Annotated in this window: 22 protein-coding genes; 17 read left to right on the top strand and 5 right to left on the bottom strand. The window is 74.4% G+C overall.

Annotated elements, in window-relative coordinates:
• Nucleotides 1–163 precede the first annotated feature (163 nt).
• From ACI8AD_RS12525 to ACI8AD_RS12500, 6 genes are all read left to right on the top strand, one after another.
• Nucleotides 164–2773 carry a LuxR C-terminal-related transcriptional regulator gene (locus ACI8AD_RS12525; RefSeq protein ID WP_456870854.1) on the top strand — a complete coding sequence of 870 codons (2610 nt, stop codon included), beginning with the start codon at nt 164–166 and terminating at the stop codon, nt 2771–2773.
• Nucleotides 2774–2869: 96 nt separating this feature from the next.
• Complete coding sequence (locus tag ACI8AD_RS12520) at nt 2870–3076, top strand: hypothetical protein (protein WP_456870853.1); 207 nt, start codon at nt 2870–2872, stop codon at nt 3074–3076.
• Between the two features lie 58 nt (nt 3077–3134).
• Nucleotides 3135–5381: a LuxR C-terminal-related transcriptional regulator gene (locus ACI8AD_RS12515; protein WP_456870852.1), complete on the top strand. Its 2247-nt coding sequence runs from the start codon at nt 3135–3137 to the stop codon at nt 5379–5381.
• Nucleotides 5382–5514: 133 nt separating this feature from the next.
• The gene (locus ACI8AD_RS12510) at nt 5515–5841 is read left to right on the top strand and encodes a hypothetical protein (protein ID WP_456870851.1); all 327 of its coding nucleotides are present in this window, start codon (nt 5515–5517) and stop codon (nt 5839–5841) included.
• A 180-nt stretch (nt 5842–6021) separates the two neighbouring features.
• Entirely contained in the window at nt 6022–6213 is a 192-nt protein-coding gene (locus ACI8AD_RS12505) for a hypothetical protein (RefSeq protein ID WP_456870850.1), read from the top strand.
• A 177-nt stretch (nt 6214–6390) separates the two neighbouring features.
• The gene (locus ACI8AD_RS12500; protein WP_456870849.1) at nt 6391–6933 is read left to right on the top strand and encodes a hypothetical protein; all 543 of its coding nucleotides are present in this window, start codon (nt 6391–6393) and stop codon (nt 6931–6933) included.
• A gap of 319 nt (nt 6934–7252) precedes the next feature.
• On the opposite strand, the gene ACI8AD_RS12495 is transcribed toward ACI8AD_RS12500, so the two are convergent.
• Nucleotides 7253–8689, bottom strand: coding sequence for a DUF2252 domain-containing protein (locus ACI8AD_RS12495; RefSeq protein ID WP_456870848.1), 1437 nt, complete (start codon nt 8687–8689; stop codon nt 7253–7255).
• Nucleotides 8690–9017: 328 nt separating this feature from the next.
• Here ACI8AD_RS12495 and ACI8AD_RS12490 point away from each other — a divergent pair, with 328 nt between their 5' ends.
• The 3 genes from ACI8AD_RS12490 to ACI8AD_RS12480 all read left to right on the top strand — a co-directional run bounded on the left by ACI8AD_RS12490 (nt 9018) and on the right by ACI8AD_RS12480 (nt 10774).
• Nucleotides 9018–9560, top strand: a complete 543-nt coding sequence (locus tag ACI8AD_RS12490) for a potassium channel family protein (RefSeq protein ID WP_456870847.1) — start codon at nt 9018–9020, stop codon at nt 9558–9560.
• A 107-nt stretch (nt 9561–9667) separates the two neighbouring features.
• A complete protein-coding gene (locus ACI8AD_RS12485) occupies nt 9668–10096 on the top strand; it encodes a DUF7144 family membrane protein (RefSeq protein WP_456870846.1) in 429 nt (142 codons plus the stop codon).
• A 489-nt stretch (nt 10097–10585) separates the two neighbouring features.
• Nucleotides 10586–10774 (top strand): hypothetical protein, encoded by a 189-nt coding sequence (locus tag ACI8AD_RS12480; protein ID WP_456870845.1) that lies wholly within the window; start codon nt 10586–10588, stop codon nt 10772–10774.
• Nucleotides 10775–10844: 70 nt separating this feature from the next.
• On the opposite strand, the gene ACI8AD_RS12475 is transcribed toward ACI8AD_RS12480, so the two are convergent.
• On the bottom strand, nt 10845–11522 hold the full coding sequence (locus ACI8AD_RS12475) for a hypothetical protein (RefSeq protein ID WP_456870844.1): 678 nt from the start codon (nt 11520–11522) through the stop codon (nt 10845–10847).
• A gap of 668 nt (nt 11523–12190) precedes the next feature.
• On the opposite strand from ACI8AD_RS12475, the gene ACI8AD_RS12470 reads away from it, so the two are divergent.
• The 4 genes from ACI8AD_RS12470 to ACI8AD_RS12455 all read left to right on the top strand — a co-directional run bounded on the left by ACI8AD_RS12470 (nt 12191) and on the right by ACI8AD_RS12455 (nt 14966).
• Nucleotides 12191–12991: a bestrophin-like domain gene (locus tag ACI8AD_RS12470; RefSeq protein ID WP_456870843.1), complete on the top strand. Its 801-nt coding sequence runs from the start codon at nt 12191–12193 to the stop codon at nt 12989–12991.
• Nucleotides 12992–13187: 196 nt separating this feature from the next.
• Entirely contained in the window at nt 13188–14063 is an 876-nt protein-coding gene (locus ACI8AD_RS12465; protein WP_456870842.1) for an alpha/beta fold hydrolase, read from the top strand.
• Nucleotides 14064–14192: 129 nt separating this feature from the next.
• Entirely contained in the window at nt 14193–14513 is a 321-nt protein-coding gene (locus ACI8AD_RS12460; RefSeq protein ID WP_456870841.1) for a TetR-like C-terminal domain-containing protein, read from the top strand.
• A gap of 84 nt (nt 14514–14597) precedes the next feature.
• Nucleotides 14598–14966, top strand: coding sequence for a nuclear transport factor 2 family protein (locus ACI8AD_RS12455; protein ID WP_456870840.1), 369 nt, complete (start codon nt 14598–14600; stop codon nt 14964–14966).
• Between the two features lie 660 nt (nt 14967–15626).
• On the opposite strand, the gene qcrB is transcribed toward ACI8AD_RS12455, so the two are convergent.
• The 3 genes from qcrB to ACI8AD_RS12440 form a co-directional block, all read right to left on the bottom strand.
• A complete protein-coding gene (qcrB, locus tag ACI8AD_RS12450; RefSeq protein ID WP_456870839.1) occupies nt 15627–17477 on the bottom strand; it encodes a cytochrome bc1 complex cytochrome b subunit in 1851 nt (616 codons plus the stop codon).
• Between the two features lie 279 nt (nt 17478–17756).
• On the bottom strand, nt 17757–18326 hold the full coding sequence (locus ACI8AD_RS12445; protein ID WP_456870838.1) for a hypothetical protein: 570 nt from the start codon (nt 18324–18326) through the stop codon (nt 17757–17759).
• Nucleotides 18327–18499: 173 nt separating this feature from the next.
• Nucleotides 18500–19366 carry an alpha/beta fold hydrolase gene (locus tag ACI8AD_RS12440; RefSeq protein ID WP_456870837.1) on the bottom strand — a complete coding sequence of 289 codons (867 nt, stop codon included), beginning with the start codon at nt 19364–19366 and terminating at the stop codon, nt 18500–18502.
• Between the two features lie 482 nt (nt 19367–19848).
• On the opposite strand from ACI8AD_RS12440, the gene ACI8AD_RS12435 reads away from it, so the two are divergent.
• The 4 genes from ACI8AD_RS12435 to ACI8AD_RS12420 all read left to right on the top strand — a co-directional run bounded on the left by ACI8AD_RS12435 (nt 19849) and on the right by ACI8AD_RS12420 (nt 24746).
• The gene (locus tag ACI8AD_RS12435) at nt 19849–20781 is read left to right on the top strand and encodes an alpha/beta fold hydrolase (RefSeq protein ID WP_456870836.1); all 933 of its coding nucleotides are present in this window, start codon (nt 19849–19851) and stop codon (nt 20779–20781) included.
• A gap of 776 nt (nt 20782–21557) precedes the next feature.
• Entirely contained in the window at nt 21558–22988 is a 1431-nt protein-coding gene (locus ACI8AD_RS12430) for a DHA2 family efflux MFS transporter permease subunit (protein WP_456870835.1), read from the top strand.
• Nucleotides 22988–23626, top strand: coding sequence for a redoxin domain-containing protein (locus ACI8AD_RS12425; RefSeq protein WP_456870834.1), 639 nt, complete (start codon nt 22988–22990; stop codon nt 23624–23626). The genes ACI8AD_RS12430 and ACI8AD_RS12425 overlap by 1 nt, the downstream gene beginning before the upstream one ends.
• Before the next feature lie 433 nt (nt 23627–24059).
• Nucleotides 24060–24746, top strand: coding sequence for a hypothetical protein (locus tag ACI8AD_RS12420; RefSeq protein WP_456870833.1), 687 nt, complete (start codon nt 24060–24062; stop codon nt 24744–24746).
• Nucleotides 24747–24906 lie beyond the last annotated feature (160 nt).

Below are 24906 nucleotides of genomic sequence, written 5' to 3'. Positions count from 1 at the left end.
CCGGAGCCGATCCGGGGCGAGCACGACGCCGCTCGGGCGCGCCACGTGGCGGTGGCAGCGAGGGGATCCCGGGGTGCACGGGGGCGGCATCCCCGGCCGCGCGACCGGTCAGGACCGGGTGCGCGGCTCGTGGTGACCTCCACCGACGACGAGGAGCCCGGTGATGGCCCTCCTCCCCCTCGACGCCCCGCTGCGGTTCCCCGCGAGCAAGGGAGTCGTCCCCGAACTGCCCGCCGACTTCCTGCCGCGTCCACGGGTCCGGCGACGACTCGACGAGGCCGGCCCGGACCAGGTGACCGTGGTCAGTGCCCCGGCCGGGTCGGGGAAGACGCTGCTGCTGGCCGACTGGGCCCACGACCGCCCCGGGACGGCGTGGGTGCGGGTGGACGACGACGACAACGACCCCCGGCGGCTGTGGTCGGCAGTGGTGGCCTCCCTGCGCGTGCTCCCCGCCGCGGCCGGGAACGCCCGGCTGCTGCGGCTGGCCGGCCTCGCGGGGTCCGCTGACGGGGCGGACGTCACCGAGGAGCTGGCCGACACCCTGGACGCCCTCCCCACGCCGGTGACGCTGGTGCTCGACGACGTCCACGAGCTGACCGGGTGGGAGGTGCTGCGCGACCTCACCCGGTTGATCCGCCTCCGGCCGGCGGGCGTGCGGTTCGTGCTGGCCAGCCGGGCCGACCCGCCCGTCTCGATCCCGCGGCTGCGGCTGGAGGGCCGCGTGCACGAGCTGCGGGCCGACGTCCTCGCCTTCACGCTCACCGAGACCGCCGACCTCCTGGCGACGATGGGGCAGGCGCTCACCCCGGCGCAGGTGGCGGCGCTGCACGCACGGACGGAGGGCTGGGCCGCCGGACTCCGGCTCGCCGCCCTCGCCCTGCGCCGCACCGAGGACGCGTCGGGGTTCCTGACGGACTTCTCGGGCGACGAGCGCTCGGTCGCGGAGTACCTGACCGACGAGATCCTCTCCCGGCTGGAACCCGCCACGCAGGAGTTCCTCGGGGAGGTCAGCGTGTGCTCCCCCCTCCCGGCCGCGCTGGCCTCGGTGCTGTCGCAGCGTCCCGACGCCGAGCTGGTCCTCGACGAGCTCCGCCGGGAGACGGCGCTGGTGGAGCGCACCTCCCGCGGCCACTACCGCATCCAGCCGCTGCTGCGCTCCTACCTGGTCGCCGACCTGGCCCGGCAACGGCCCCGGCGCCACCGCGCAGCGCAGGTCGCCACCGCGCGCTGGTGGTCCGACCGAGGCCAGCCCGTGCACGCCCTGCGCCACGCCGAACGGTCCGGCGACCGGGACCTGATCGCCTCGCTCGTGCGCGGGGCGGGCGTGCCCCTGCTGCTCGCCGGGGACCTCGGGCCGCTGCGCCGTGCGCTGGCGGCCGTGGGGCAGAGCCCGCGCACGACGGATCCCTGGTTGGCCCTGACCGCGGCGATCACCCACCTCGACGCGCGTGCGCTGCCCGCCGCGGCCGCCGAGCTGGAGAGCGCACGCCGCGCCTGGCCGGAGACCCCGGACGCCGGCCTGGACGCCCTGCGAGCCAGCGTCGAGCTCCTCGCCGCCGGTCAGGGTCTCGCCGTCGGGACGCCGACCGTGACCGCGGAGGAGGCGGCTCGGGAGGGGCCCGAGATGGCGGCCCTCCTGCACGTCAGCCGCGGGGTCGCCGAGTTCGGCATCCCGGGTGGGGCCGACGTCGACCGTGCCCGGACCGAGCTGCAGCGGGCTCTCGAGCTGGCGAGCAGGCTCGACCTGGGCTATCTGGAGGTCCAGGCGCTGTCGATGCTGGCGACGCTGGCGGCCATGCGCGGCGACCTCCGCGAGATGACGACGACGGCGCACCGGGCCGTGGCGGTGGCGGCCCGCCGCGGCCGGCACCCCTCGGACTGGTCGGCGGCGCCGGTGGGGATGCTCGCCTACGCCGACCTGCTGCGAGGTGACCCGGCGTCCGCGGCCGCGCGCACGGAGGAGGTGCTCGGCGTCTGGGACCCGCTGCCGCCGGAGGCCGCGTACACGCTGCGCGCCGTGCACGGCGCCGCGCTCGCCGACCAGGGACACCGGGCGGCCGGCCTGTCCGAGATGCGGGCCGCGCGCGAGGCCTTCGGGGACACGCAGGGGCCCCCGTCGATGCTGGCCGGCCTGGGCGTCCTCGAGCACCGGGCGGCGCTCCTGAGCGGCAACCTCACCGCCGCCGCACGGATCGCCACCTGGTTGTCCGCGCGGGTCCCCGGAGCGGGAGAGATCCGGCTCCTGGAGGCCTGGGAGGAGATGGCCGGAGGGCGGTACGGAGCCGCCCGGGCCCTCGTCGCCCCGCTGCACGAGCCGGCGACGCCGGTCCTCCTCCCCCAGACCGTGGTGGAGGCGCACCTGGTGGACGCCGAGTCGGCGTTGCAGGCCGGCGACGGCCCGGCCGGCCGGGCCTCGCTGGCGGCGGCGGTCGCGCGTGCCGAGGTCCTCGGCACGATCCGGCCGCTCGCCCTGGCCGGGCCGTGCACGCAGGCGCTCCTGGACGCCGGCCTGCCGGGGTCGGGGCGCTTCGCCGCCCAGCTCGCGACCGCCCGGGCTGCCCTGGTGTCCGCCCCGCCCGTCCTGCTCAGCGAGCGGGAGCTCGCGGTCCTGGCCCTGCTGCCGTCACTGCTCAACGCCCGGGAGATCGCCGAGGAGTTCACGGTGTCGGTCAACACGGTGAAGACCCACATCCGGTCCATCTACGCGAAGCTCGGCGTCTCGTCCCGGAGAGCGGCCGTGCAGCGGGCGCAGGACGCGGGTCTGCTGCCGTGACGGGTTCACCTGGGCGGGGTGAGGCGCGTGCCGCTCCCTGCGGCGACGGTGGACCGGCGTGGGGTCCACCCACCCGGGACGCGACGGAGGCCCGACATGCCGGAGCGGCGGTACGAGGTCCGGGTGACCGGGCGGCTGTCACCGCGGGCGCGCGGCGCCTTCGCCGACATGGACGTGGACGAGGTGACCGCCGAGACCGTCATCTCCGGTCTGGTGCACCGGGACGAGCAGCTGCACGAGCTCCTCGCGCGGATCCAGTCACTCGGCCTGCACGTGGTGTCCGTGCAACAGGTGGCTCCCTGACGGCCCGTCCTGGAGCCCGGCGGCCGGCTGCCCGGCCGGCGCGCCGGCGGTGACGCCGGTGCACCCCCGCGGCACGTCCCAGGACCTGCCCGTCGAGGTCCTGGAGTCCAAGCTCTTCCCGCCCACCGTCCGTCCCGGCGTCGTGCCGCGGCCTGCGCTGCTGGCCCGCCTGCGGGACGCCCGCGGCGCACCGACCGTCGCCGTCGTCGCCCCGGCGGGCTACGGGAAGACCACGCTGCTCGCCCAGTGGTCCGGAGCCGACGACCGTTCCTTCGCCTGGCTGTCGCTCGACCCGCACGACGACGACCCCCTCGTCCTGCTGACCCACCTCGCCGTGGCCGTCGACCGGGTCCACCCGCTGCCGGCCGGGGTCCTCGACGCGCTGCGGATGCCGGGCACCTCCCTGCAGGCGACCGTGGTCCCCCGCCTGGGCGCCGCACTGGCCCGGCCCACGCGGCCGTTCGTCCTGGTGGTCGACGACGTGCACCACCTCCGGGACGGTCCGTCCCTCGACGCGCTGGTGACCCTCGTCGGCCACGCCCGCGGCGGAGCGCAGGCCGCCCTGGCCGGCCGCGCGATGCCGGTGCCGCTGGCCCGCCTGCGCGCCGAGGGCCGGGCGGTCGACGTCGGGACCGACGACCTCGCCTTCTCCGGCCCGGCGGCGGGCTCGCTGCTGCGGGCCGCGGGCGCCGACCTCCCCGACGACGAGGTCGCCGCGCTGGCCCGGCGGACCGAGGGATGGGCGGCCGGGCTCTACCTCGCCGCCCTCGCCCGCACGGCGCCCGGACGGTCCGGGACCCCCGGCGCTGGGGACGGGGACCGCCTGGCTGCCGAGTACCTGCAGGAGGAGCTGCTGTCCGGGCTCCCTCCGCGGGACCTCGCCTTCCTGACCCGGACGTCGGTGCTCGACCGCCTCTCCGGGGACCTGTGCGACGCGGTGCTCGAGACCTCGGGGTCGGCGGCGGACCTGGAGCGGCTGTGCCGGGAGAACCTCTTCCTCGTGCCGCTCGACGACCGGGGCTCCTGGTACCGCTACCACCCGATCTTCCGCGACCTCCTCCGGGAGCGGCTGCACCGCTCCGCACCGGACGCCCCTCCCGAGTTGCTGCGCCGCGCCGCCGACTGGTTCGAGGCCGACGGCCGTCCCGAGGCGGCCCTCCACGCCGCGCAGCGGGCCGGGGACGTCGACCGTGTCGCGCGGCTCGCGATCGCCCTCGCCCAGCCGATGTACGCGGCCGGCCGGTCCGGGACCCTCATGGGCTGGTTCGAGTGGGTCGACGGGCGGGGTGCGGTCGACCGGCACCCCGCGATGGCGGCGCAGGCCGCGTACCTGTGCGCGCTCACCGGGCGGCCGGCCGCCGCCGACCGGTGGGCCGACCTGGCCGACCGCTGGGCGGCACGGCGACCGGCGGGCGACGACGCGGAGCGCTTCGGCATCTGGCTGGCGTTGGTGCGCGCGACGATGTGCCGGGACGGCGTCGAGCGGATGCGGCACGACCTCGAGGAGGCCGGCCGGCTCCCGGACGCCGGGACGGCCGCGGATCCCGACCACCCGTTGCGGGTCTTCCTCCGCGGGGTGGCGCAGCTCCTCCTCGGGGACGACGAGGGCGCGGGCGCGTGGTTCGACGACGCCTGCGAGCTCGTCGACGCGACACGACGGCCGCCCCTCTCCGCGACGGTCCTCTCCTACCGTGCCCTGGTCCGGTCGAGGCAGGGGGACTGGCGCGGCGCCGGGGAACTCGTCGGGGAGGCGCTCGAGACCGTCCGGCGCACGCACGCCGGGTGGTACGTCACCAGCGTCCTGCCCTCCACGCTCGCCGCCCGGGTGGCGGTGCACCAGCAGGACCCGCAGCGGGCGCGCACGCACCTCGCCGAGGCGCAGCGGGCGCGGCCGCTGCTGTCCCACGCGCTGCCCTGGCTGACCGTCGAGGCGCTGCTGGGGATGGCCGAGGTCGCCCTCGGCCTCGACGACCCGGGTGGGGCACGCGTGTTCCTCCAGGACGCGGAGTCCGTGCTGCGGCGCCGGCCCGACCTGGGGCTGCTCGGCAAGCGGGCCGACGAGCTGCGCGGGCGACTCGCGTCGCTGCGGGCAGCCCGGGCGGACACGGCGACCCTGACGTCGGCGGAGCTGCGTCTCCTCCCCCTGCTGCTGACGCACCTCACGCTGGAGGGCATCGCCGGCCGGTTGTCGCTGTCCCGGCACACCGTGAAGGCCCAGGCCTGGTCGACGTACCGCAAGCTCGGCGTCCACACGCGCGGCGACGCCGTCGCCCGGGCGCAGGAGCTCGGTCTGCTCGAGGGATGACCCGCCCCTGGTGGATGGGACGGATCGTCCGATGTGCCCGTCCCGGGAGTCCGCCACGCTGACCCCGGCGGTGCTCGGGTGTGGTCCGGAGGGCGACCACCCCGCGGGGGCACCGGGACACGGCGGAGGGACCATGGACGAGCGTGCGACGGACGTCCTGGAGGAGCGGTCGGGCGGGTCGTGGCCGCCGTGGGCGGGGACCGGGCCGGAGGCGACGGTGCTCTCCGGCGAGGACCTGCTCGACCGCAGCCTCGCCTTCTCCGGGTGCCACGAGTCCGACGACGGCCAGGTGCGGATCCGGCGCGCCACCGCCCCGTTCGAGTACGCGGGAGCCCGGCTGGTCGGCTCCTGCGCGATCTGCGCCCGGGCCGGGCTCACCGCCCCCGCGGGCGAGCGGCTGCCCGACCTCCGCGCCGCCGCGGGGTTCCTGTCGGCACACGACCACGGCGACGTCGACTGACGCGACGTCCGCGTCCCCGGTCGACCACCCCGCCGGTGAGCGCCGGACCGCCCGTCCGGGGTGAGCACCCGGCGGCTCCGCGGGGGGTCGGGGTGGGGCCCGGGCCCCACCCCGCCCCCCCCCCCCCCCCCCCCCCCCGGGGGGGCCCCCCGGCGGCGGGGGGCGTGCACGGTGTCGTCCATGGACGACACCGTGCACCGGACGACGCGGACCACGCGGGCGGGCGCCCGCGGCGGTCGGGGGCCCCAGCCGGCGGCTGGCCTCGAGATCACGGGTTGGCACCGGGACGCGGCGCGCTTCCTCGCCGGCTGCATCGGCACCGGGGCCCTGCTCGGGGCCGCCGTGGCCGCCGTGCGGGAACCGCGCACCTGACCGGCACCGGCGACGGCAGCGGGAGACGCCGGCCCTCCGTCCGGACCCTGCCTCGTCCCCGGGCCGCGGTCACCACTCGCGGGCGAGGTGGTGCCGCCCGGGGGACGCGACGCTCCGGACGCCGGCATCCGTCGACGACGGGTGGACCGGTCACCGGACACCAGGACGGAGGACAGGATGGCCATCGGACCTGTACAGCTCGTCGTGCTCGGGTTCCCGCAGCCCGACTTCCACGGCGAGATCATCGACGAGCTCGAGCGGCTGAGGCAGAGCGACACCGTGCGGGTGATCGACGCCCTGGCGGTCTACAAGGACCCCGACGGCGAGCTCGAGGCCATGCACCTGAGCAACCTCTCCGACGAGGAGGCCATCGAGGTCGGCAGCACGGTCGGCGCCCTCGTCGGCCTGGGCTTCGACGGCGAGGAGGGTGCGGAGGCCGGCGCGGAGGCCGGCGCCGCGGCGGCGGCCCACGGGCTCGGCGCCTTCTCCGACGAGGACGCCTGGGACGTGCTCGGGGACATCCCGAACGGCTCGGCCGCCGCGCTGGTGCTGCTCGAGCACCACTGGGCGGTGGGTCTGCGCGACGCGGTCGTCCGCGCGGGCGGCTTCCGGGTGGCCGACGGGTTCATCAGCCCGCTGGACCTCGTCGGGATCGGCCTGGTGAGCGCGGAGGAGGCGGCCGAGCTGCACCGCCTGGAGCGCTCGCCGGTCTCCACCTGACCGCGGGACACCGACGACGGAGAGGAGGACGACGTGTTCGCATCACGCAGGGTCGCCCGGCGCACCGCCCGGCGGACCGCCCGGCGGGTCAGCCGGCGTCGCGACCGCCGGAACTGATCGCGTCACAGCACACGTCCCGCCGGCCGGTCCCCGAGGGCCGCCGGCGGGACGGAGCGCGTGCAGCCCGCCGTCCCGGCGCGTTGCCGGGGCCGTCGCGGACGCCCGGGACGTGCGCCCGTCGACGACCTCACCGGGAGCCTCACGCCGGCCGGGACCTCCTCGACGCGGGTCCCCGGGCCCGCCTGCGTGCCCGTCCGGGTCAGACCCCGGTCTCGGCGGGGATCCGGCCCGCCGAGATGGCGGTCAGGAGCGCCTGGTGGTCCCGCTCGGTCTGGTCCGCGTAGGACCGGGCGAACTCCCCGACGGCCACGTCGAAGGCGGCGCTCCCACCGAGGTAGGCCGCGATCGCGACGCGGTCCCCGGACCGGGCGTGCGCGCGGGCGAGCGTCCAGCCGCAGACCTCGCCGTAGGCCCGCATCCCCTCCGGGATCATGGTCTCGATGTCCGCCGAGCCCTTCCAGTCGCGCAACTGCCGTACGTAGAAGTCCCGCCTCTGGCCGTCGATGCCCTCGACCCGCACCCAGCCGAGGAAGATGTCGCTGACCGCCTGCATCAGCCGCTGCCCGACGACCACGCGCTGCCCGCAGTTGTCGTACTCGCTGGCGCCGACGAAGGCCTCCAGCACCGACGGGCCGGCCTCCTTGGCCTGCAGGAACAGCGGGTGCCGGCCGTCCTCGAGCAGGAGCACCATCCACGACCGCGTCCCCACGCTGCCGACGCCGACGACCTTGCGGGCGATGTCGACCTGCCGGAACCGGTCGAGCAGCACCCGGCGCTCGGGTTCCAGGCTCTCCCCGTAGGCACGGATGAGTCCGTGGAGTCCGCGCTCGGCCCTCTCGGCCTCGACGGGATCGTCGACGAGGTCCCGCAGCGGGACGACCAGTGGCGGCTCGGCGTTCAACCGGGCCACTCCGCTGTCGACCGTGGCGAAGCGACCGAGCGAGCCCAGGTTGTCCTTGGTCTGGGCCTTGGCGCTGGCCCGGGCCAGCACCTTGCGCTGGCGGCCGCGCAGCGACACCGAGGTGAGCGCCTCGAGCCGGTCGGCGTCGGCACGGGCGTACCAGACGTCGAGGGCGTCCATGCCGGCGAAGGCCCGCATCGCCCGCCGGTAGGCGGCGACCGAGGCGAGCACGATGCCGGACCGGGTCTTGTCCGGGTAGCTGTTGGCCCGCCCGGCGATCTCCAGACTGGTGGCCAACCGCTTGACGTCCCACTCCCAGGGGCCGGGCAGTGTCTCGTCGAAGTCGTTGACGTCGAACACGAGGGTCCGCTCGGGTGAGGCGAACAGCCCGAAGTTCGCCAGGTGCGCGTCCCCGCACGCCTGGACGGTGAGCCCGGTCCGGGGCGTCCGCGCCAGGTCGCTCGCCATCGGCAGTGCTGCACCGCGGAAGAAGGCGAACGCCGAGGAGGCCATCCGCCCGTACCGGATGGGCAGCAGCTCCGGGACCCGGGTGAGCCCCTGGCCCTCGAGCAGGGACAGCGGATCGGTGCGGTCCGCGCCGGCGGTGAAGTCGGCGTGGCTGGCGCGCGGCACCTCGGCCCGCGCCGCCTTCCCCCGGGCCACACGCTGTTCACGGGTCGTCTCGGGCGCCGCTCGGGTGGTGTGCTTCCGCCGTGCCGGGGTCGTGGTCGCCATCGGATGTCCCTCGTCGGAGATCGATCGGTCCGGGTCCCGGATGGCGAGGTGCGGCCGGGCCTCGCGAGCTCGTCCGCCGCCATGTGCCGGGTGCAGCCTCCCGACCCTGGCCGACCGGCCCGCCCGGGCCATCGCCCGTCGGGGATGAGCGGCGGGCGGGCCCCCCGCCCACCCGTCCCGGGGGATGCGCGGCGGGACCGGGCACCGGAGGGTGCGGTGAGGTGAGGGGAGGTGCGCGGTGGCCGGTGAGCCCGGAAGCCTGAGACCGGGCGGCCGGGCGGTCGTCACGACCCTGCTGTCCTCAGCAGCCGCGTCGATCCTCCTGCTCGTGGCCTACTACCACGCACCGCTGGACCGGCCGCTGGACTGGGTCACCGGAGCGGTGTTCGTCGCGTCCCTGGTGCTCTTCTCGGTGTTCGTGGCGTTCCAGCTCCGCAGCATCGTCCGGTCGGACGAGCCGAGGCTGCGGGCGATCCGCGCGCTGGCCGTGGGACTGCCGCTGCTGCTCCTGGCCTTCGCCTCGACCTACGGCGTCATCGCCGCCCAGCAGCCCGGGGCCTTCACCGAGCCGCTCGACCGCACCGACGGCATCTACTTCACCGTCACCGTCTTCTCCACGGTCGGTTTCGGGGACATCGCTCCCGTCAGCGAGCTGGCCCGGGTCCTCGTGACGATCCAGATGGTGGTCGGGCTGGTCGTGGTCGGCCTGATCGCGAGACTGGTCGTCGGTGCGGTGCAGCTCGGCCTGGCCCGCCGCGCGCGGGCGCCGGAGCCGTCCGGCGAGCACCGACGCAGCCGGACCCCGGCACCTCCTCCGAGCGTCCCGGCCGCGTCGGCCGCACTCCCGCACGGCTTCACCCAGAACGAGTGACGCCCCGGTGCGGCACGCGCGCGACGGTGCCCCGGATCCGGGCGTGGGACCCGGCGCACCGCACCCGAGGAGCCCCGATGACCGACCTAGGCTCGTCCCGTCCCGACGTGGACACCACCCGTCCCGCCTACGGCAGGGACCCGGCCCCGACCGCCTGGACGGGCTGGGTCGTGTTCGCCAGCGTGACGATGCTGATGCTGGGCGCCTTCCAGGCGATCGAAGGCCTCGTGGCCATCTTCGACGACGGGTTCTACGCCGTCACCGAGTCCCGCCTCGTGGTGGACGTCGACTACACCGTCTGGGGCTGGACCCACCTGCTCCTGGGCGTGCTCCTCGTCATCTGCGGTGTCGGCGTGCTCAGCGGCAACGTGGCCGCCCGCGCCGTGGGCGTGGTCCTCGCCGGGCTCAGTGCGCTGGTGAACCTGGCGTTCATCGCGGCCTATCCCGTCTGGAGCATCCTGGTCATCACCATCGACGTCCTGGTGATCTACGCGCTGATCGTCCACGGCCGGGAGCTGCGCGACTCGGCTCTGTGATCCCCGCGTCGCGATCCCCGGGTCCGTGGTCTCCGGGTCCGTGGTCCCGGGTCCGTGGTCCGCGTGGCACCCGGCCCGGTCGCCGGTGTGCCGCCCCTGCACCGACGGATCGGTCCGACGACGGCCGGTGCTGCGAGGTGCGCAGCGCAGCAGTGGCCGGGCGTGGACCGGACGAGGAGCGGTGCCCCCTACCGACCGTCCGCCGCAGACCTCGTCCGGCTCGATCGGACCCGGTCCCGCCGGTGGGCGGCCGAGTGGGCGGCCGTCGAGCCCCTCTGGACGGGCAGGCAGTCCCGACGCGACACGCCTGTCGTCGTCCCCGCCACGTGGCCGGCACGTGCAGCTCACACCGCTCGGGTGAGTCGCGGGGTCAGCCGGCCCGCGATGCTCGACGACGGGCCGCAGCAGCGAGGGGTCCTCCAGACCACGGCCCCCGCCGGTGTCCGGCGCCGTCAGCGCCGGAGCCGCGCGTCAGAGCGGAGGCCTGACATGACCGCACCGACTCTCCCGGACCTCTCCACCCTCGACCGGTCCATCACCGCTGCCCTCGCCGCGCTCCGGCACGCCCGTGCGTCGACGATCCGGTACGGGGACGCCGACGCCGTCCGCGCCGAGCGTGACGCTGAGTCCCGGCTCAACGGTCTGCTCGAGTGCCGGCTCGCCGCCCAGCGTCAGTGACCGCCGAGTCGGTCACGCGCGCCCCGGGCGTCAGCCGCACCGGGCCACCGACAGGACGCGGACGGCGGGCTCAGGTGGGGAGGATGTTGACCACCCGGGCGAGGACCACCACGAGGACGCCCAGGGAGATCAGCGACTGCAGCGCCATGAGTCCCTTGACCCGGAGGGTCAGCGGGAGGGTGTCGGTCGGGCTGAAGGCGACCAGGTTGGTGAACGCCAGGTAGAGGTGGTCCCCGAAGTGCGGGCGCCACCCCGGCGGTGCCAGGCCCGGTGTCCCCGTCTGCGGGAACTGGAAGTCGGGGAAGGGCGTCGGCTCCGCCGCGCGACCGGCCGGCCCACCTCCGTCCAGCTGCCAGTAGAGCAGCGCGAACGTGACCACGTTGACCACCAGGACCAGGACGGCGGCGACGAGCAGCCGGCCGACGGTGAGTGCGACGCCGTCGACCTCGCCGTCCCCGAGGACGAGGACCGTGAGCCGTACCGCCGCGACGGTGTTCGCCAGCACGAGGACCCCGAAGAGGGTGAGCACGACGGAGCGGGCCCCGCGCGGCACCGGCCCGGGCCGGGCCGCGATGCCCAGCAGCACGAGCAGCGCGATCCCCTCGACGACCGGGACCACCAGCGGTGGCCCGACTCGCTGTCCCGGGGGAATCAGCGCCTGCGGCAGGATGACCGCGACGATCGTCAGCAGCGGCCAGGTGTAGCTCTCCGGCTGGCCGTGCCGGCTCGGGCCGCCTGCGCGGTCCATGGCACCACCTCGTCCCTCACCGACAGGCCGCTCCCGAGGCGCTCCGGGAGTGCGGCTCGCCTCGGGACGGCCTCGCCCGGTCGGTCTCGGGGACCGCCCGGCGTGCGTCCCGGGGGGCGACGACGGCGACACCCTCGACGCGGCCCCAAGCTTCGGGGGGCCCGGCACGGCGTTCCTCACCCGAGGAGGATGAGCGACCTGGCGTCGCCGCCCGCCGTGGCGGCTGCCGGTGACCGCCGGCTCCGCGACACCGCCGCGGGCCTGCGGCGTCGTCTCCCGGGGCTCTGCCGCTCCCGGACGTCGCCGGTGGTCACCTCGGCCGGGCGAGGCGCCCGGCCCGCCGGGCTCGGATCCTCTCAGCAGCCCACCGGGAGGAGCGTCATGACCGTCACAGTCGCCCTCCCCCGGTCTCGCGACCACCGGACACCCGCACACGGTGGTGTCAGCAGGTCGCGTGCGGACCTGCGTCCGGCCGTGTCGACGACGACGTCGCGGAACCCGTCCAGGAGGTCGCCCCCGGCCCGGGAGGCCCCGTCGGGCCGCGTCCGCCGCGACGCGGCCACGACGACCCGCCCCAGCCGTGCGCCGGACTCCCCTCGGTCGTCCTGCCGGGAGGCGACCGGGAGCAGGCGCCCGGACCCGGCCTCGGGACGAGGAGGACCCGGTCCATGGTCTTCTTCGGGTTGAACACGTGGGTCCTGGCCGCCGTCCTGGGCGCGATCATGGCCGTGGCCACGGTCACCGGCCTGCTGGTCGGCCGGGCGATGGCCGCCCGGTCGGACCACGTCCGCGAGTCCTACGGGGTCCTGCAGGGCGCACTCATCGGCTTCATGGGCCTGGTGCTCGCCTTCGGCCTGAGCCTCGCGGTCGGCCGCTACGAGTCACGCAGGGCCGACGTGGTCGCCGAGGCGAACGCCATCGGGACGACGTACCTCCGCGCACAGACACTGGCCGAGCCGATGCGGACGGAGTCGCTGGCCCTCCTCCGCAGCTACACCGAGGTCAGCATCGCCATCTCCGACACCGTTCCCGGTACCCCCGAGCACGATCGCGCCATCGCCGACAGCGGGTCGCACCAGGACCGGCTGTGGGCCCTCGCCGGGCGAGCGCTCGACGAGGCGCCGGTGGACAGCGCTCCCCGGCTGTACGTGGAGACGCTCAACGAGATGTTCGACGCACAGACCGACCGGGTGTACCGACTGAGCAACCGCGTGCCGACCGCCGTCCTGGTCCTGGAGGTGGCCGGCGCTGCCATCGCCATCGCAGCGCTGGCGCTGCACCTGGCCACCTTCGGCCGCGGGGTGCCCACCGTGCTCATCGCATCCGTGCTGGTCACGGTCCTCCTGGTCGTCACCTTCGACCTGGACCGCCCCACCCGCGGCCTGATCCGTGTCCCTCCCACACCGCTCGTCGACCTGAGTTCCTCCATGACCGCAGCCCCCGCCGCGACGGCGCCCGGAGATCCCTGACCACCGGCCCGAGAGGTCAGCCGATGGGCAACGGCTCTCCGGCGGCGAGGGCCCGGGCGATCCAGAGGCGCACCGGCGGCTCGACGAACTGCGGTTGCCCGACGACGGCCCGGTGGCGCGACTGCTCATCCGATGACTCCGGCGTCGCCGTCGAGTCACTCCTGGACGTGGACGAGACGTGCACCACGACCAGGCGATGAGCGCCACGAGCAGCGAGCGGACGACGGTCCGTGTCGGCGCAGACGTCCGCCTCTGTGTCGAGGGGTTCGGCGAGCCGGCGCATCCCGCGATCCTGCTGATCGGCGCAGCGACGTGGTCGATGGACTGGTGGGAGGACGGGTTCTGCCGCCGTCTGGCCGACCGTGGGCGCCGGGTCGTGCGCTACGACCAGCGCGACACCGGCCGTTCGACCAACTGGCCGCCCGGTGCCCCCGGTTACACCGGAGCGGATCTGGTCAGCGACGCGGTCGCCGTGCTCGACGGCCTCGGCATCGCCCGCGCCCACGTGGTCGGCCTGTCGATGGGCGGCGGGGTCGCACAGCGCCTGGCGCTCGAGCACCGTCACCGGCCGGCGACGCTGACGCTGGTGTCCACGACCCCGCTCGCTCCCGACGTCGACGGCCTGCCCGGCCCGAGTCCGGTGCTGCAGGCCGCCGTCGCCGAGATGGGCACCGAGCCCGACTGGCTCGACCGCGACGCCGTCGTCGACCACGTCGTCGAGAGCGAGCGCCCCTACGCCGGCCCGGGCACCTTCGACGAGGCGCGCCTGCGCGCGGTCGCCGGTCGGGTGTTCGACCGCAGCAACGACATCGCCGCGAGCCTGGCCAACCACTTCCTCCTCGACTCCGACGGCTCCGGCGACACACGGCTCGGCCGGCTGGCGGGCCTGCCCACCCTCGTGGTGCACGGCACCGCCGATCCGCTGTTCCCCCTCGCCCACGGCCGGGCGCTGGCCGCCGCCATCCCCGGCGCCCGCCTCCTCGAGCTCCACGGTGTCGGCCACCAGCTGCCGCCACCGCACACCTGGGATCGGCTCGTCGACACGCTGGTCGACCACACCGCCGAGGCGTGACGAGGTCGAGCGGCCGCGTGCCCGCTCGCCGACGCGCGGCCCTCACGTCGCCCGGGAACCGGCCAACCTCGCCCGCAGCCAGGCCGCAGTGAGCGCGAGCACGTCGGGACGCCCGAACTCCGGTCCCTCGTGCCCGGCGCCGCCCAGCAGGAGGACACGCCCGCCGGCCGGGTCGTCGCTGAGCTCATCGCCCAGGCGCAGACCGATCCCGACCTCGCCACCGCCTACCGCCGGTCATACTCCGGCCCACGGCGGGCCCTCGCGGTCGACGCACTGGAGCGAGCACGGGCCCGCGGCCAGATCCGCCCCGACGTCGACCCCGAGGTGGTCGTCGACCAGCTGTGGGGTGCCTGCTACCACCGGCTCCTGCTCCCCGACCAGCCGCTCACCGAGGAGTTCGCCGTGGAGCTCGTGCGCAACCTGGTGCGCGGGATCGCTCCGGGCGACTGAGCACGCGCCGCCTCGGCCGAGCCGGCTCCGTGCCGGGTCGTTCGCCCCTGCCTGCGACCGCTGGTCCCGCATAGCGTCCCCGGCATGACGCTGACCCTCGGGAGCACTGCCGTCGAGCAGTACGCCGCGGCATGGCTCGAGACCGACGCCGCCGCGCGCCGGGCACTGCTGGACACCTGCTGGGCCGAGGACGGCGTCTACTGCGACCCGCTGAGCCGTGTCGAGGGCCGCGACGGATTGTCGTCGCTCATCGGGTTGTTCCAGGAGGGGAACCCGGGCGCCCGCATCGAGATCGTCAGCGGCGTCGACGAGCACGACGGTCACCTGCGGTTCGCCTGGCGGATGCTGGCGGCCGACGGCTCGGTCGCAGTCGAGGGAACCGACTTCGGCGACGTCGACGGCGAGGGCAGGTTGCGCCGGATCGTCGGCTTCTTCGGCCCGCTGCCGACGTGAGCCGGGTGGAGCCGTCCCAGCGGTCGATCGACTGCTGACCACCGTCCGCGCCGGTCAGGGTGCCGGTGCGACGACGTCCCCGTGCATGCGGCCGCGGTGGATCGGGCTGACCTGCGGTGGTGCTCCCCCCGATCGGACTCGAACCAATGACCCGGCGAGTCGGTCTCGGAGCCGTCGGCGGTGGTTGGCCAGCGACGGAAGTGCAGGTCGATGGCGGTTCACGTCGACGGCCAGTGCTGGTCATCTTTGGACACCGGAGGTGGTTCCTTGGTCGTGAGTTGGTCGCGTCCAGCAGAGCGATCAACCGCTACAGGCTGAGCACCAACCGCAGCGCGGCATCGACCCGCTGCACGTCCTCGACGTTCAGACGCCTGGCGCTGCCGCCTAGCCGGGTCGGCGGCCGTCCCGTCCCGCAGCGAGGCACGCGCACGGCGGCGAGCCTCGGCGAGTCAGCACCCCTGACCAGGTCCGATGAGGATGACCCGGCGGACGGCCGGAGCCGTCGACGGCCAGTCGCGGCTCGGTCGACAGCCCGTCAGAGGAGCGCCCCGACTCGATCACCCGGCTCGACCTCCCGGTCGGGGGGGTGCCGTCCCCGCCCTACCCCGGTGACCGGACGGCGGTCGGGCCGTGCCGGTGCATCCGCGGTGTCGGCTCCGCTCATCCGCGGTGTCGTCTCCGGGCCGCCTGGTCGTTCGCCGTTGCCTCGTCGTTGCCGAGCGGGGAACGCGGCGAGGGGACCGACGCGCCGCCGGTCCGGCGCCTGGGCCTGAACCACGACGGAACGCGCCCGTCCGGGGACGTCGATGCCGTGGCGGTCCGCTGGCCGGGGATGCCACGGTCGGTGCTTTCCATCCCGCGCCGTCGGCTCGGTGCCGGCGTGCGGCCCGGCCGGTCGCTGCCATCGCCCGTCTGGCGGTGGTCCGGGGTCGGGCCGTGGCCCTCGGCCGGTCGCTCCGGCTCGACCGCGCCGGGCTCCTCGATGGGTCGGAAGAACCCGCGGACGGCGCGGCGGGCAGCGCCGATCTGGTTCATCCGCTTGGGCACCGCCGCGCCGCCGTAGGCCAGCGCGCCGTGGCCGTGCTCGTCGACCGGCCCGAGCGGTTGGTGCACCTCGAGGTAGGCACCGTCGGGCCGCCGGCGGATGACCCCCGTCTCGATGCCCTCCCGCAGCACCTGCCGGTCGTGCTGCTGCAGACCCAGGCAGATGCGGTAGGTGAGCACGTAGGCGATCGGTGGCAGCAGGATCAGCCCGATGCGACCGGCCCACGTCATCGCGTTCAGGCTGATGTGGAACGTGTCGGCGATCACGTCGTTCGCGCCGGAGATCGTCAGCACCAGGTAGAAGGCGATGGCCATGGCGCCCAGGGACGTGCGCACCGGCACGTCGCTCGGCCGCTGCAGCAACTGGTGGGAGACCGTGTCCCCGGTCAGCCGGCGCTCGATGATCGGGTAGGTCGCCAGCAGGGTGAAGAGGACGCCGGGGAGCACGAGCGTCGGCCAGAACAGCGCCGGGATGGTGTAGCCGCCGGGCAGGTGGACGTCCCACGCCGGGAACAGCCGAGTCGATCCGTCGAGGAAGAAGACGTACCAGTCGGGCTGCGAGCCCGCCGACACCTGCGCCGGGGTGTAGGGCCCCCACAGCCAGATGGGGTTGATCTGCACCAGGCCGCCCAGCGTGGCCACCGTCCCGAACACGACGAGCAGCAGCCCGACCGTCTGCGTCACGAACCTGGGGAAGAAGCGCTCGCCGACCACGTTGTCCTCGGTCCGCCCCGGGCCCGGGAACTGCGCGTGCTTGTGCTTGACCAGCAGCAGCAGGTGCAGCGCGATCAGCGCCAGGAGGATCGCCGGGAACAGCAGGACGTGGACGACGTAGAAGCGGCCGATGATCTGCTCGCCGACGAAGTCCCCGTCGAACACCGCGAAGTGCGCCCACGTGCCGATCACGGGAAGGGACAGCAGGATCGCCGACGCGATGCGCAGCCCCGTACCCGACAGCAGGTCATCGGGCAGCGAGTAGCCGGTGAAGCCCTCGAGGAGGGCCAGCACGAGCAGGCCGACCCCGAGGAGCCAGTTGGCCTCGCGCGGCCTGCGGAACGCGCCGGTGAAGAAGGTGCGCAGCAGGTGCAGCATGATCGACGCGAGGAACAGCAGCGCGGACCAGTGGTGCAGCTGGCGCAGGAACAGGCCGCCGCGCACGTCGAAGGACAGGCCCAGCGCCGAGTCGTAGGCCGCCGACATCTCCACCCCCCGCAACGGCGCGTAGGAGCCGTCGTAGACGACCTCACGCATGGACGCGTCGAAGAAGAGGGTCAGGAACGTGCCGGAGAGCAGCAGCACGACGAACGCGTAGAGCGCGATCTCACCGAGCAGGAACGACCAGTGCTCGGGATAGACCTTGTTCATGGTGCGGCGCAGCCAGCCCGCGGCCGTGAAGCGGTCGTCGATCTCGACGGCGGCCCTGCCGAGCCTCGTCGTGGCAGCGCCGGGCGCCGGGCGTGTGACCATCACCCCTCGACCTCGTGGTGCAGCCATGTCGTCCACTCCTGGCGTCTTCCTGCACGGTGCGCCACGCGCCCTCGCTTGCCCGCGGTGCAGTGCGCCTCCCGCGTACCGTCCGGCGCGACGGACGGCGACGTCGATGTGGGCGCCGCAGTCGCTGCGCACGGCACCCGCCCGGGAGTGCAGCCTCCCGGGGCGAGGCGCGGGATCGGCGCGTCTGCACCGACCGGCCCGGCGGAGGCGTTCTCCAGGCGAGGGACGCCGTGACGCCTCCGCCGGGAACGGTCACCGCTGAGCGTTCGCGTACCGACCGATGCTGGCGGCGTACAACGGCGTCTCGCGCCTGCAGTGGTCGTCTGTCGCGGCCTGACGCGCCCGCGCAGCGTCCTCCCAGCTCTGTCCCTGGGCCTCGATGAACTGCATGAACTCGGCGGTCGGGTGACTGGTCACCGTGTTGGTGTAGGTCGACGTGCTGCTGTCGACCGCCTCCGCCTGCAGGCACCAGGTCACCTGCGTGGTGGTCCACCCGGCCGGAGTCAGCACGTCGGACAGCGAGACCATGTGGCAGTGGTGCTTCTCGGCCACCTGGGCGACGTAGTGCTGGATCGTCAGTCCCGTCCCGATCATCTCGACGTTGATCGACATCGGCCGGCCGTCGTCCGTGGTCGTGTAGCCGGCGGCCTTGTGGTCCGGTGGGGCGCAGCGCTGGTACTCCGCGTCGGGCAGGGTGAACAGCCAGCGGGCTATGTCGATCTTCTCGATCGGCGCATCGATGGTCGCGGTGTAGACGGCTTCGGTGAGGACCTTGTCCTCCAGCACCGTCCGGTCGGGGGCGCTCGGCACCGTGGCGGTCATCAGGCTTCCTTCCTGGGCTGGTCACGGGGTGGTGCACGCGCGTCCCCGGCGCACTGGTGACGCGGCGATCGGTGGTGGGCCTCCGGACGGTCGTCGTCCCCCGTGCGCGGGATGACGGTCCGGGCGCTGCTCCTCGAGGCGATGGCGCACCTGGGTGCGCGATGCGGCGCAGCTCAGCTGTCCGCACCGGCCGCTGTGTGTCCCTCGCTCCACCAGTGGGTGACGACTGCGGCGTAGGCCGCGGCGTCGTCCTCCCAGGTGAAGTGGCTGGCGTCGATCACATCGAGCCGGCTGTGCGGCAGCCGGTCGTGCAGGTACCGGGCGTTCGACGGCGGGATGGCCGTGTCGCGCGCCCCGGCGATGATCTGCACCGGTGTGAGGACACCCGGCAGCACGTCCCGCAGGTCGGCGAGATCGGTGGGGTAGGCGCGCACGTAGCGCATGGACTCCACGAACCGGTCCCCCTCGTACGCGGAGAGGTAGTCCTCCCGGACGTCGGCCGGGAGGGCATGGGTGGCCGAGACGTTCTCGAGCGTCGCCGCGACGATCGCCCGGGCGTCGCGTGTCCTGTACTCGTCGAGGTCCGGCGCCCCCACCCAGCTCGACAGCGGCTCCCCGAGCTCCAGCGGGAACGAGGCCGCGCCGCTGCCGACGACGAGACTGCGGAACCGGTCGGGCTCCGACGCCGCCGCGAACAGCACGGCGCTCGTGCCGACGTCGGGTCCGACGACATGGGGGCACCTCAGGTCCAGCGCGTCGGCGACGCGGACGACGAACCGCCCCATCGCCCGGGGGGAGAGGAGGTCCCGGCGCCCCTGTGAGTGCCCGAAGCCCGGCAGGTCGACGGCGAACAGCTGCACCTGCTCCGACAGGGACTCCCACGTCGGCGCGAACGCGAACAAGCTCTCCGGCCACGGGCAGAACAGAAGGGCCTGCTCGTCGCGGACCTCGCTGCGGGCGAATCGGATGGATAGGCCGTCCAGAGTGGTGAAATCGGGACGGATCTGCGTCCCCGACCGGGTGCGCGTGGTGTCGGACACGACTTCACCTCCCTACCTGTCGCGTTGGACTCCGGCGCCCAGCGTGTGGCCGGAGCTCCGCCCTTCGCACCCGTGCCGTCCCTGGTCGGCCCCTGGCGATGTCCCGGCGCTCCGTCACGGAGGCCGGCGGACGTCGACGCGGTGCTCCTGCAGACGACGCACGGTGAGACCGACGACCACGAGGCCGACGGCCAGGACCGCGACGTCGCCGGTGCGGGTTCCTTCGTGCCCATCAGGGCCTCTGCCTGGTGGGCGGCGTGTCCCGCTGCCGGTGACGCCCTCCCCAGACGCGTCACTTCGGGGAGCTCCCTGGTGCACACGTGGGTCCCCCGCCGGTGACGCCGTTGGCCGTCGGGATCCGAGCAGAGACCAGGGTGCCCACGGGCGCGACGCCGGGCCGGCGGCTCGATGCTCTGGCCACCACCGGTGCGCTCGACGGACACACGCCACGTCCCGGCGCGCCCCGAGCCAGGAGAGGCAGCATGTCCGACACCGCCAGCACCGTCACCACAGACCGCCGCCCGCCGCCAGCCGGGGACCCCGGGTACAGCGGCTCGGTCACCCGGCGGATCCGGGCCGGCAACGGCGTGGAGTACGCCTACCGGGAGACCGGCGCCGGCCCCCGGCCGCTGGTGCTCCTCCAGCACTTCCGCGGCAACCTGGACAACTGGGACCCCGCGCTGGTCGACGCGCTGGGCGCCTCGCACCGCGTGATCACCTTCGACAACACCGGCGTGGGCGGCTCCTCCGGGACGACGCCGGGCACCGTTGCGCAGATGGCCCGCGACGCCCTCGCGTTCCTCGACGCCCTGGGCCTGGAGCGGGTCGACCTGCTCGGCTTCTCCCTCGGCAGCTTCGTCGCCCAGGAGGTCGCCCTGGTCCGGCCCGACGCCGTCCGCCGGCTGGTGCTGGCCTCCTCGGCGCCGCAGGGGGCGGCCGGGATGCACGGCTGGGCGCCCGCGGTCGTCGCCGCCGTCGGGAGCCCGCAGACCCGCCCGGAGGGCTATCTGGAGGTCTTCTACACCGGCTCACCGCAGAGCCGGCAAGCCGGCTCGGAGTCCCTCCGGCGGATGCTCGCCCGGACCGAGGACCGGGACCGGGTGACGACCTGGCAGACCCGGCTCGCCCAGTACGACGCCGTCTGCGCCTGGGGAGTGCCCGACCACGCCCGGCTGCAGCGGGTCACCGGCATCGCCTGCCCGGTGTTCGTCGCCAACGGCGACAGCGACCCGATGATCCTCCCCCGGTACTCCCACCTGCTCGCCGGCCTGCTCCCCGACGCCAGGGTCGTCATCTACCCCGACGCGGCCCACGGGTTCCTGTTCCAGCACGCCGCGCGGTTCGCCGCGGACGTCGTGGCCTTCCTGGCCGAGCCACCCCCGGGCGACGGGGACGCGCGGCCCGGCGGCGCGTGATCTCGTCCTGGGTCGTACACGACCGCTCGAACCGCGACCGGACCCGGCCCTCGCTGTGCGCCCCGATGAGGATCCGGCCCCGCTGCAGTGCCGGGATGCACCGGACACCGGGGACCGGACTCGCGCCTCGACTGCCGACGGCCGGCCCACAGCGCATCGAACACCGACTTCGACCAGCCCTCCGCGTCGGCGTCGGCCTGCGGCACCAGCGGAGTGATCCCGCCGACCAGCACCGCCTCGGCGACCCGAGCCGTCCCGTGCCGGCCCACCTGGGGAGTGACCTCTCCCCCGCTCCGTGGAGTGCCCGATCCGCACGACGTCGTGCAGGTCCAGGTGCGTGAGGAGCCCGGCCAGGTCATCGACGTAGGTGGTCGAGTCGTTGCCCCCAGGACCGAGAGGACCTGCCACGCCAGCAGGCCCGCGTCAGCGCGGACGGCGCCCCGGGGCGGCTTCGGGGACCCCTTCACCTGTGGGAGCAGCCGCACGGTGGAAGCGGTCGGCGTCCCAGGGTCCTCCCTGGTGTGAAGAGGCACGTACTGCGCGACCGTCGTGCGCGCCGGAACCCGAGGGCGACCGTTCGCACGGTGATCCCCTCGCGACCCGGGAGTCCTCACCGGCGCACGACGCCGACAGCCCACAGCGGAGGAAGAAGCGGACCCATGAACAGAAGCGAGGCACTGACGGCCTCCGGGGGCGGGCTCCCGGCCCAGGATGCGACGGACCGCGGCACTGCGCCGCCGGCTCAGGTCCCACTGCGGAGCAGAGCGGGCGGCGCCGTGATCGCGGCAGCGGCCCTCGCCTCGATGGCGGGGTTCCTCGACGCCAGCGTCGTCAACGTCGCCGTGCCGGCGATCAGCAAGGACTTCGGCGCCGATCTCGTCTCCATCCAGTGGAGCGTCACCGGGTACCTCCTGACCGCAGCGGCGCTGCTCCTGGTGGGCGGGGCACTGGCCGACCGCTTCGGACGCCGGCGGGTGCTCGTCACCGGGCTCTGCGTCATGCTCGCGGCCTCGGTGGGGTGCACCGTGGCCCCGGACTTCCAGCTGCTCATCGCAGCACGCATCGTCCAGGGCGTCGGTGCGGCCCTGGTCGTCCCGAGCAGTCTCGCGCTGCTCAACGGGGCCCTGCGCACGGAGGACCGGGCCGCCGGCATCGGCATCTGGGCGGGACTGGCGTCACTCGGCACGCTGTTCGGGCCGTTCGTCGGCGGCTGGCTGGTCGACCACACGTCGTGGCGAGCCGTCTTCCTGCTCAACGTCCCGCTCCTGCTGCTCGCACTCCTCGCGCTGCTGCCGGTGCCGGAGAGCCGGGCCACTCGCGGTCGGACGTCCCTCGACGGCATTGGTGCCGCGCTGGCGGTCATCGGGCTGGCCGCGGTGATCGATGGGCTGACCGTGGCCGCCAAGCACGGTTGGACGAGTCCGCGGGTGATCGCCGAGCTCGTCGTCGGTGTGCTCTGCCTCGTCGCCCTGGTGCCGGTCGAGCGCCGGGTCCGCACGCCGATGCTCGACGTGTCGCTGTTCACCTCCCGCCAGTTCTCCGCGATCAACGTCGCGACGGTCCTGCAGTACGGGGCCCAGTACGCGGCGACCTACCTGCTCGTCCTGCGGTGCCAGCTCGTCCTGGGGTACGACGCGGCGAAGGCGGGCGCCGTCCTCATCCCGTCCTCGGTGATCTTCATCGCGCTGTCCCCTCTCAGCGGCGCCGTGTTGAAGAAGCTCGGTCCGCGTCGGCTCATGTCCGCCGGGATGCTGGTCTTCGCCTGCGCCGCGCTGTGGCTGGCCCAGTCCGGCCCGGGCCCTTATGTCCGCGAGCTGCTCCCCGGCGTGGTCCTGTGGGGCCTCGCGCTCGGCCTGCTGGTCACCCCGCTGACGGCCGCCGTGCTCGCTGCGGTCAGGGACGCCGACCTCGGCGAGGCCTCCGCCGTCAACGACGTCGCGGCGCGGCTGGGTGGAGCGGTGATGATCGCGCTCGCCCCCACCCTCATCGGCGCTACCGCCGGGGACGGCCTGGCGGCAGCCCTCATGGACGGCTACCGGCAGGCGATGGTCGTCCTCGCCGCGCTGTCGGTGGTCGCCGCCGTGGTGACGATCGCGTTCGTCCGGGACGGCAGGGTGGCGCCCAGCCGCATGGCTCCTCCCGCTCCGTACCACGGCTGCAGCCTGCCGGCGGTCGACACGACACCCTCGGCCTCCCGCGCCGGGTGATGGCCGGTCGCGTCCTCCGTCCTGCACACGAGAAGAAGGCGGTGATCACCGTGCGCTCCGACATCGCCCGGGGCGGGGTCTTCCCCGATTACGCGCTCCCCGATCACACGGGCACGACTCGGCGACTCAGCGAGATCCAAGGGGCCGACCCGATGGTGCTGGTCCTGTCCCGCGGCAGCTACTCACCCAAGGACGTCCAACAGCACCTGGAACTGGCGGCGTTCCAGTCCAAACTCCTCGTCGGCTACACGCAGATGGTGACGATCACGACCGACGAGCACCACCCGCTGTTGGCCTTCCGGGCGTCGGTCGGCGCAGGCTGGCCCTTCCTGTCGGACCCTGGCCGGACCATCCAGCGGGACCTCGACATCCAGGAGTACACCGACCCGGAGCACGACCCGATGATCCCGCACACCCTGGTGCTCAAGCCCGGGCTGGTCATCCACAGCGTCTACATCGCCTACTGGTTCTGGGGTCACCCGACGGTCGACGAGCTGTGGCGGGATCTCCGCGAGGTGACGAGGGAGATCCGTCCCGACTGGGACCCGGGCGGGCGCGGACTGCGCGCGGCGTGGGAGTCGGGTGACCGGTCCCTCTTCAGCGGCTGGGAACGAGGCCAGCGCAACGTGCTGGGCTGATGCGAACGTCAGTGGAGGTCCGAGCGGCGGACCGCGGCGCGCCCGGCGTGGCCCGGTGCGGGATGGTGCCCGTGGAGGGGGCGTCCCGGTCGGCGGCTTCGACCACGGAGCGCACGCCCAGTAGCCGGTCTCGAAGGGGAACCGGAGCAGACAGGCCTCGGCGGCACTGCTCGGACCCGACACGAACAGGGCCCGGGTGGGCGTCCGGAGCCTGGTCGAGGGTCTTGCTGTGCTCGGTTGCTCCAGTCGAGTCCGACCGCCGCAGACGTCCCGTGGCGGTATCCGACTGCTCTGCCCACGACCACGCGTGTCCCGCGGGATGGCCGGGGCTGACGAGGGCACGACACGGGACAGTCACGGGTGCCACTCCGGCCGGCCGGCGGCAGGGTGTCTGCTGTGCCCAGACACGGGGTCTGCCTGGAGCGGGCCACGCGTGATCGCTGGCACCGTCGACCGCGACCCGGTCCTCGCCGTGCGACTCGGTCGGCATCTCCTGCTGTGCCACAGCGCACCGAGGTTCTCCACGGCGCTCACGCCGGATCCCGTGCCGACGCGTCGTGAACGGATGATCGACCATCGAGGTGAGGAGACCGGACCCATGAGCGAATCACGACGCTCGACGCCCGCCGGCGCCGTCGTCCGGGGTCTCGTGGGAGGTGCCGTCGGCACTCTCGCGCTGGACCTCGTGGGTTTCGCGCGCCATCGGCTCGGCGGCGGCACGAGCACTTTCCCGCGGTGGGAGTTCTCAGCGGATCTCGACGGCTGGGAGGAGGCACCGGCTCCGGCCCAGGTGGGTAAGCGGCTGGCCGAGGGCCTCTTCCAGACGCAGCTGGCGGATCACCGCGCGCGGTTGGTCAACAACGTGACGCACTGGGGGTACGGGATGCTCAACGGCGCGCTCTACGGCATCGTCGCCGGCTCGTTGCGTCAGCCGCGGGTCGCCTTCGGACTCCCGTTCGGAGCGGCGGTGTGGAGCGTCGGCTATGTCGTCCTGCCCGCCGCCATGCTGTACAAGCCGATCTGGGAGTACGACCGGGCCACGCTGGCCAAGGACCTCGGTGGGCATCTCGTGTACGGGCTCGGCACCGCTGCCACGTTCGTCGGGCTCTCCCGCCGGTGACGGCGGGCGGTACGGCCGCCCGGACGTGGACGGTCCCGGCGCTCCCGTCCCCGCCCCCGTCATCCGCCAGTCGTCCCCAGGGATCTGCTCGGGTGCCTTCCCACTGCCCCTCCAGTGAACGCGGGTCACGTGGTGGCCGACCGTGGGTCCACGGTCGGCC

The organism is Geodermatophilus sp. SYSU D00766 (genome assembly GCF_054049915.1).
This window is presented reverse-complemented; position numbering and strand designations above follow the sequence as displayed.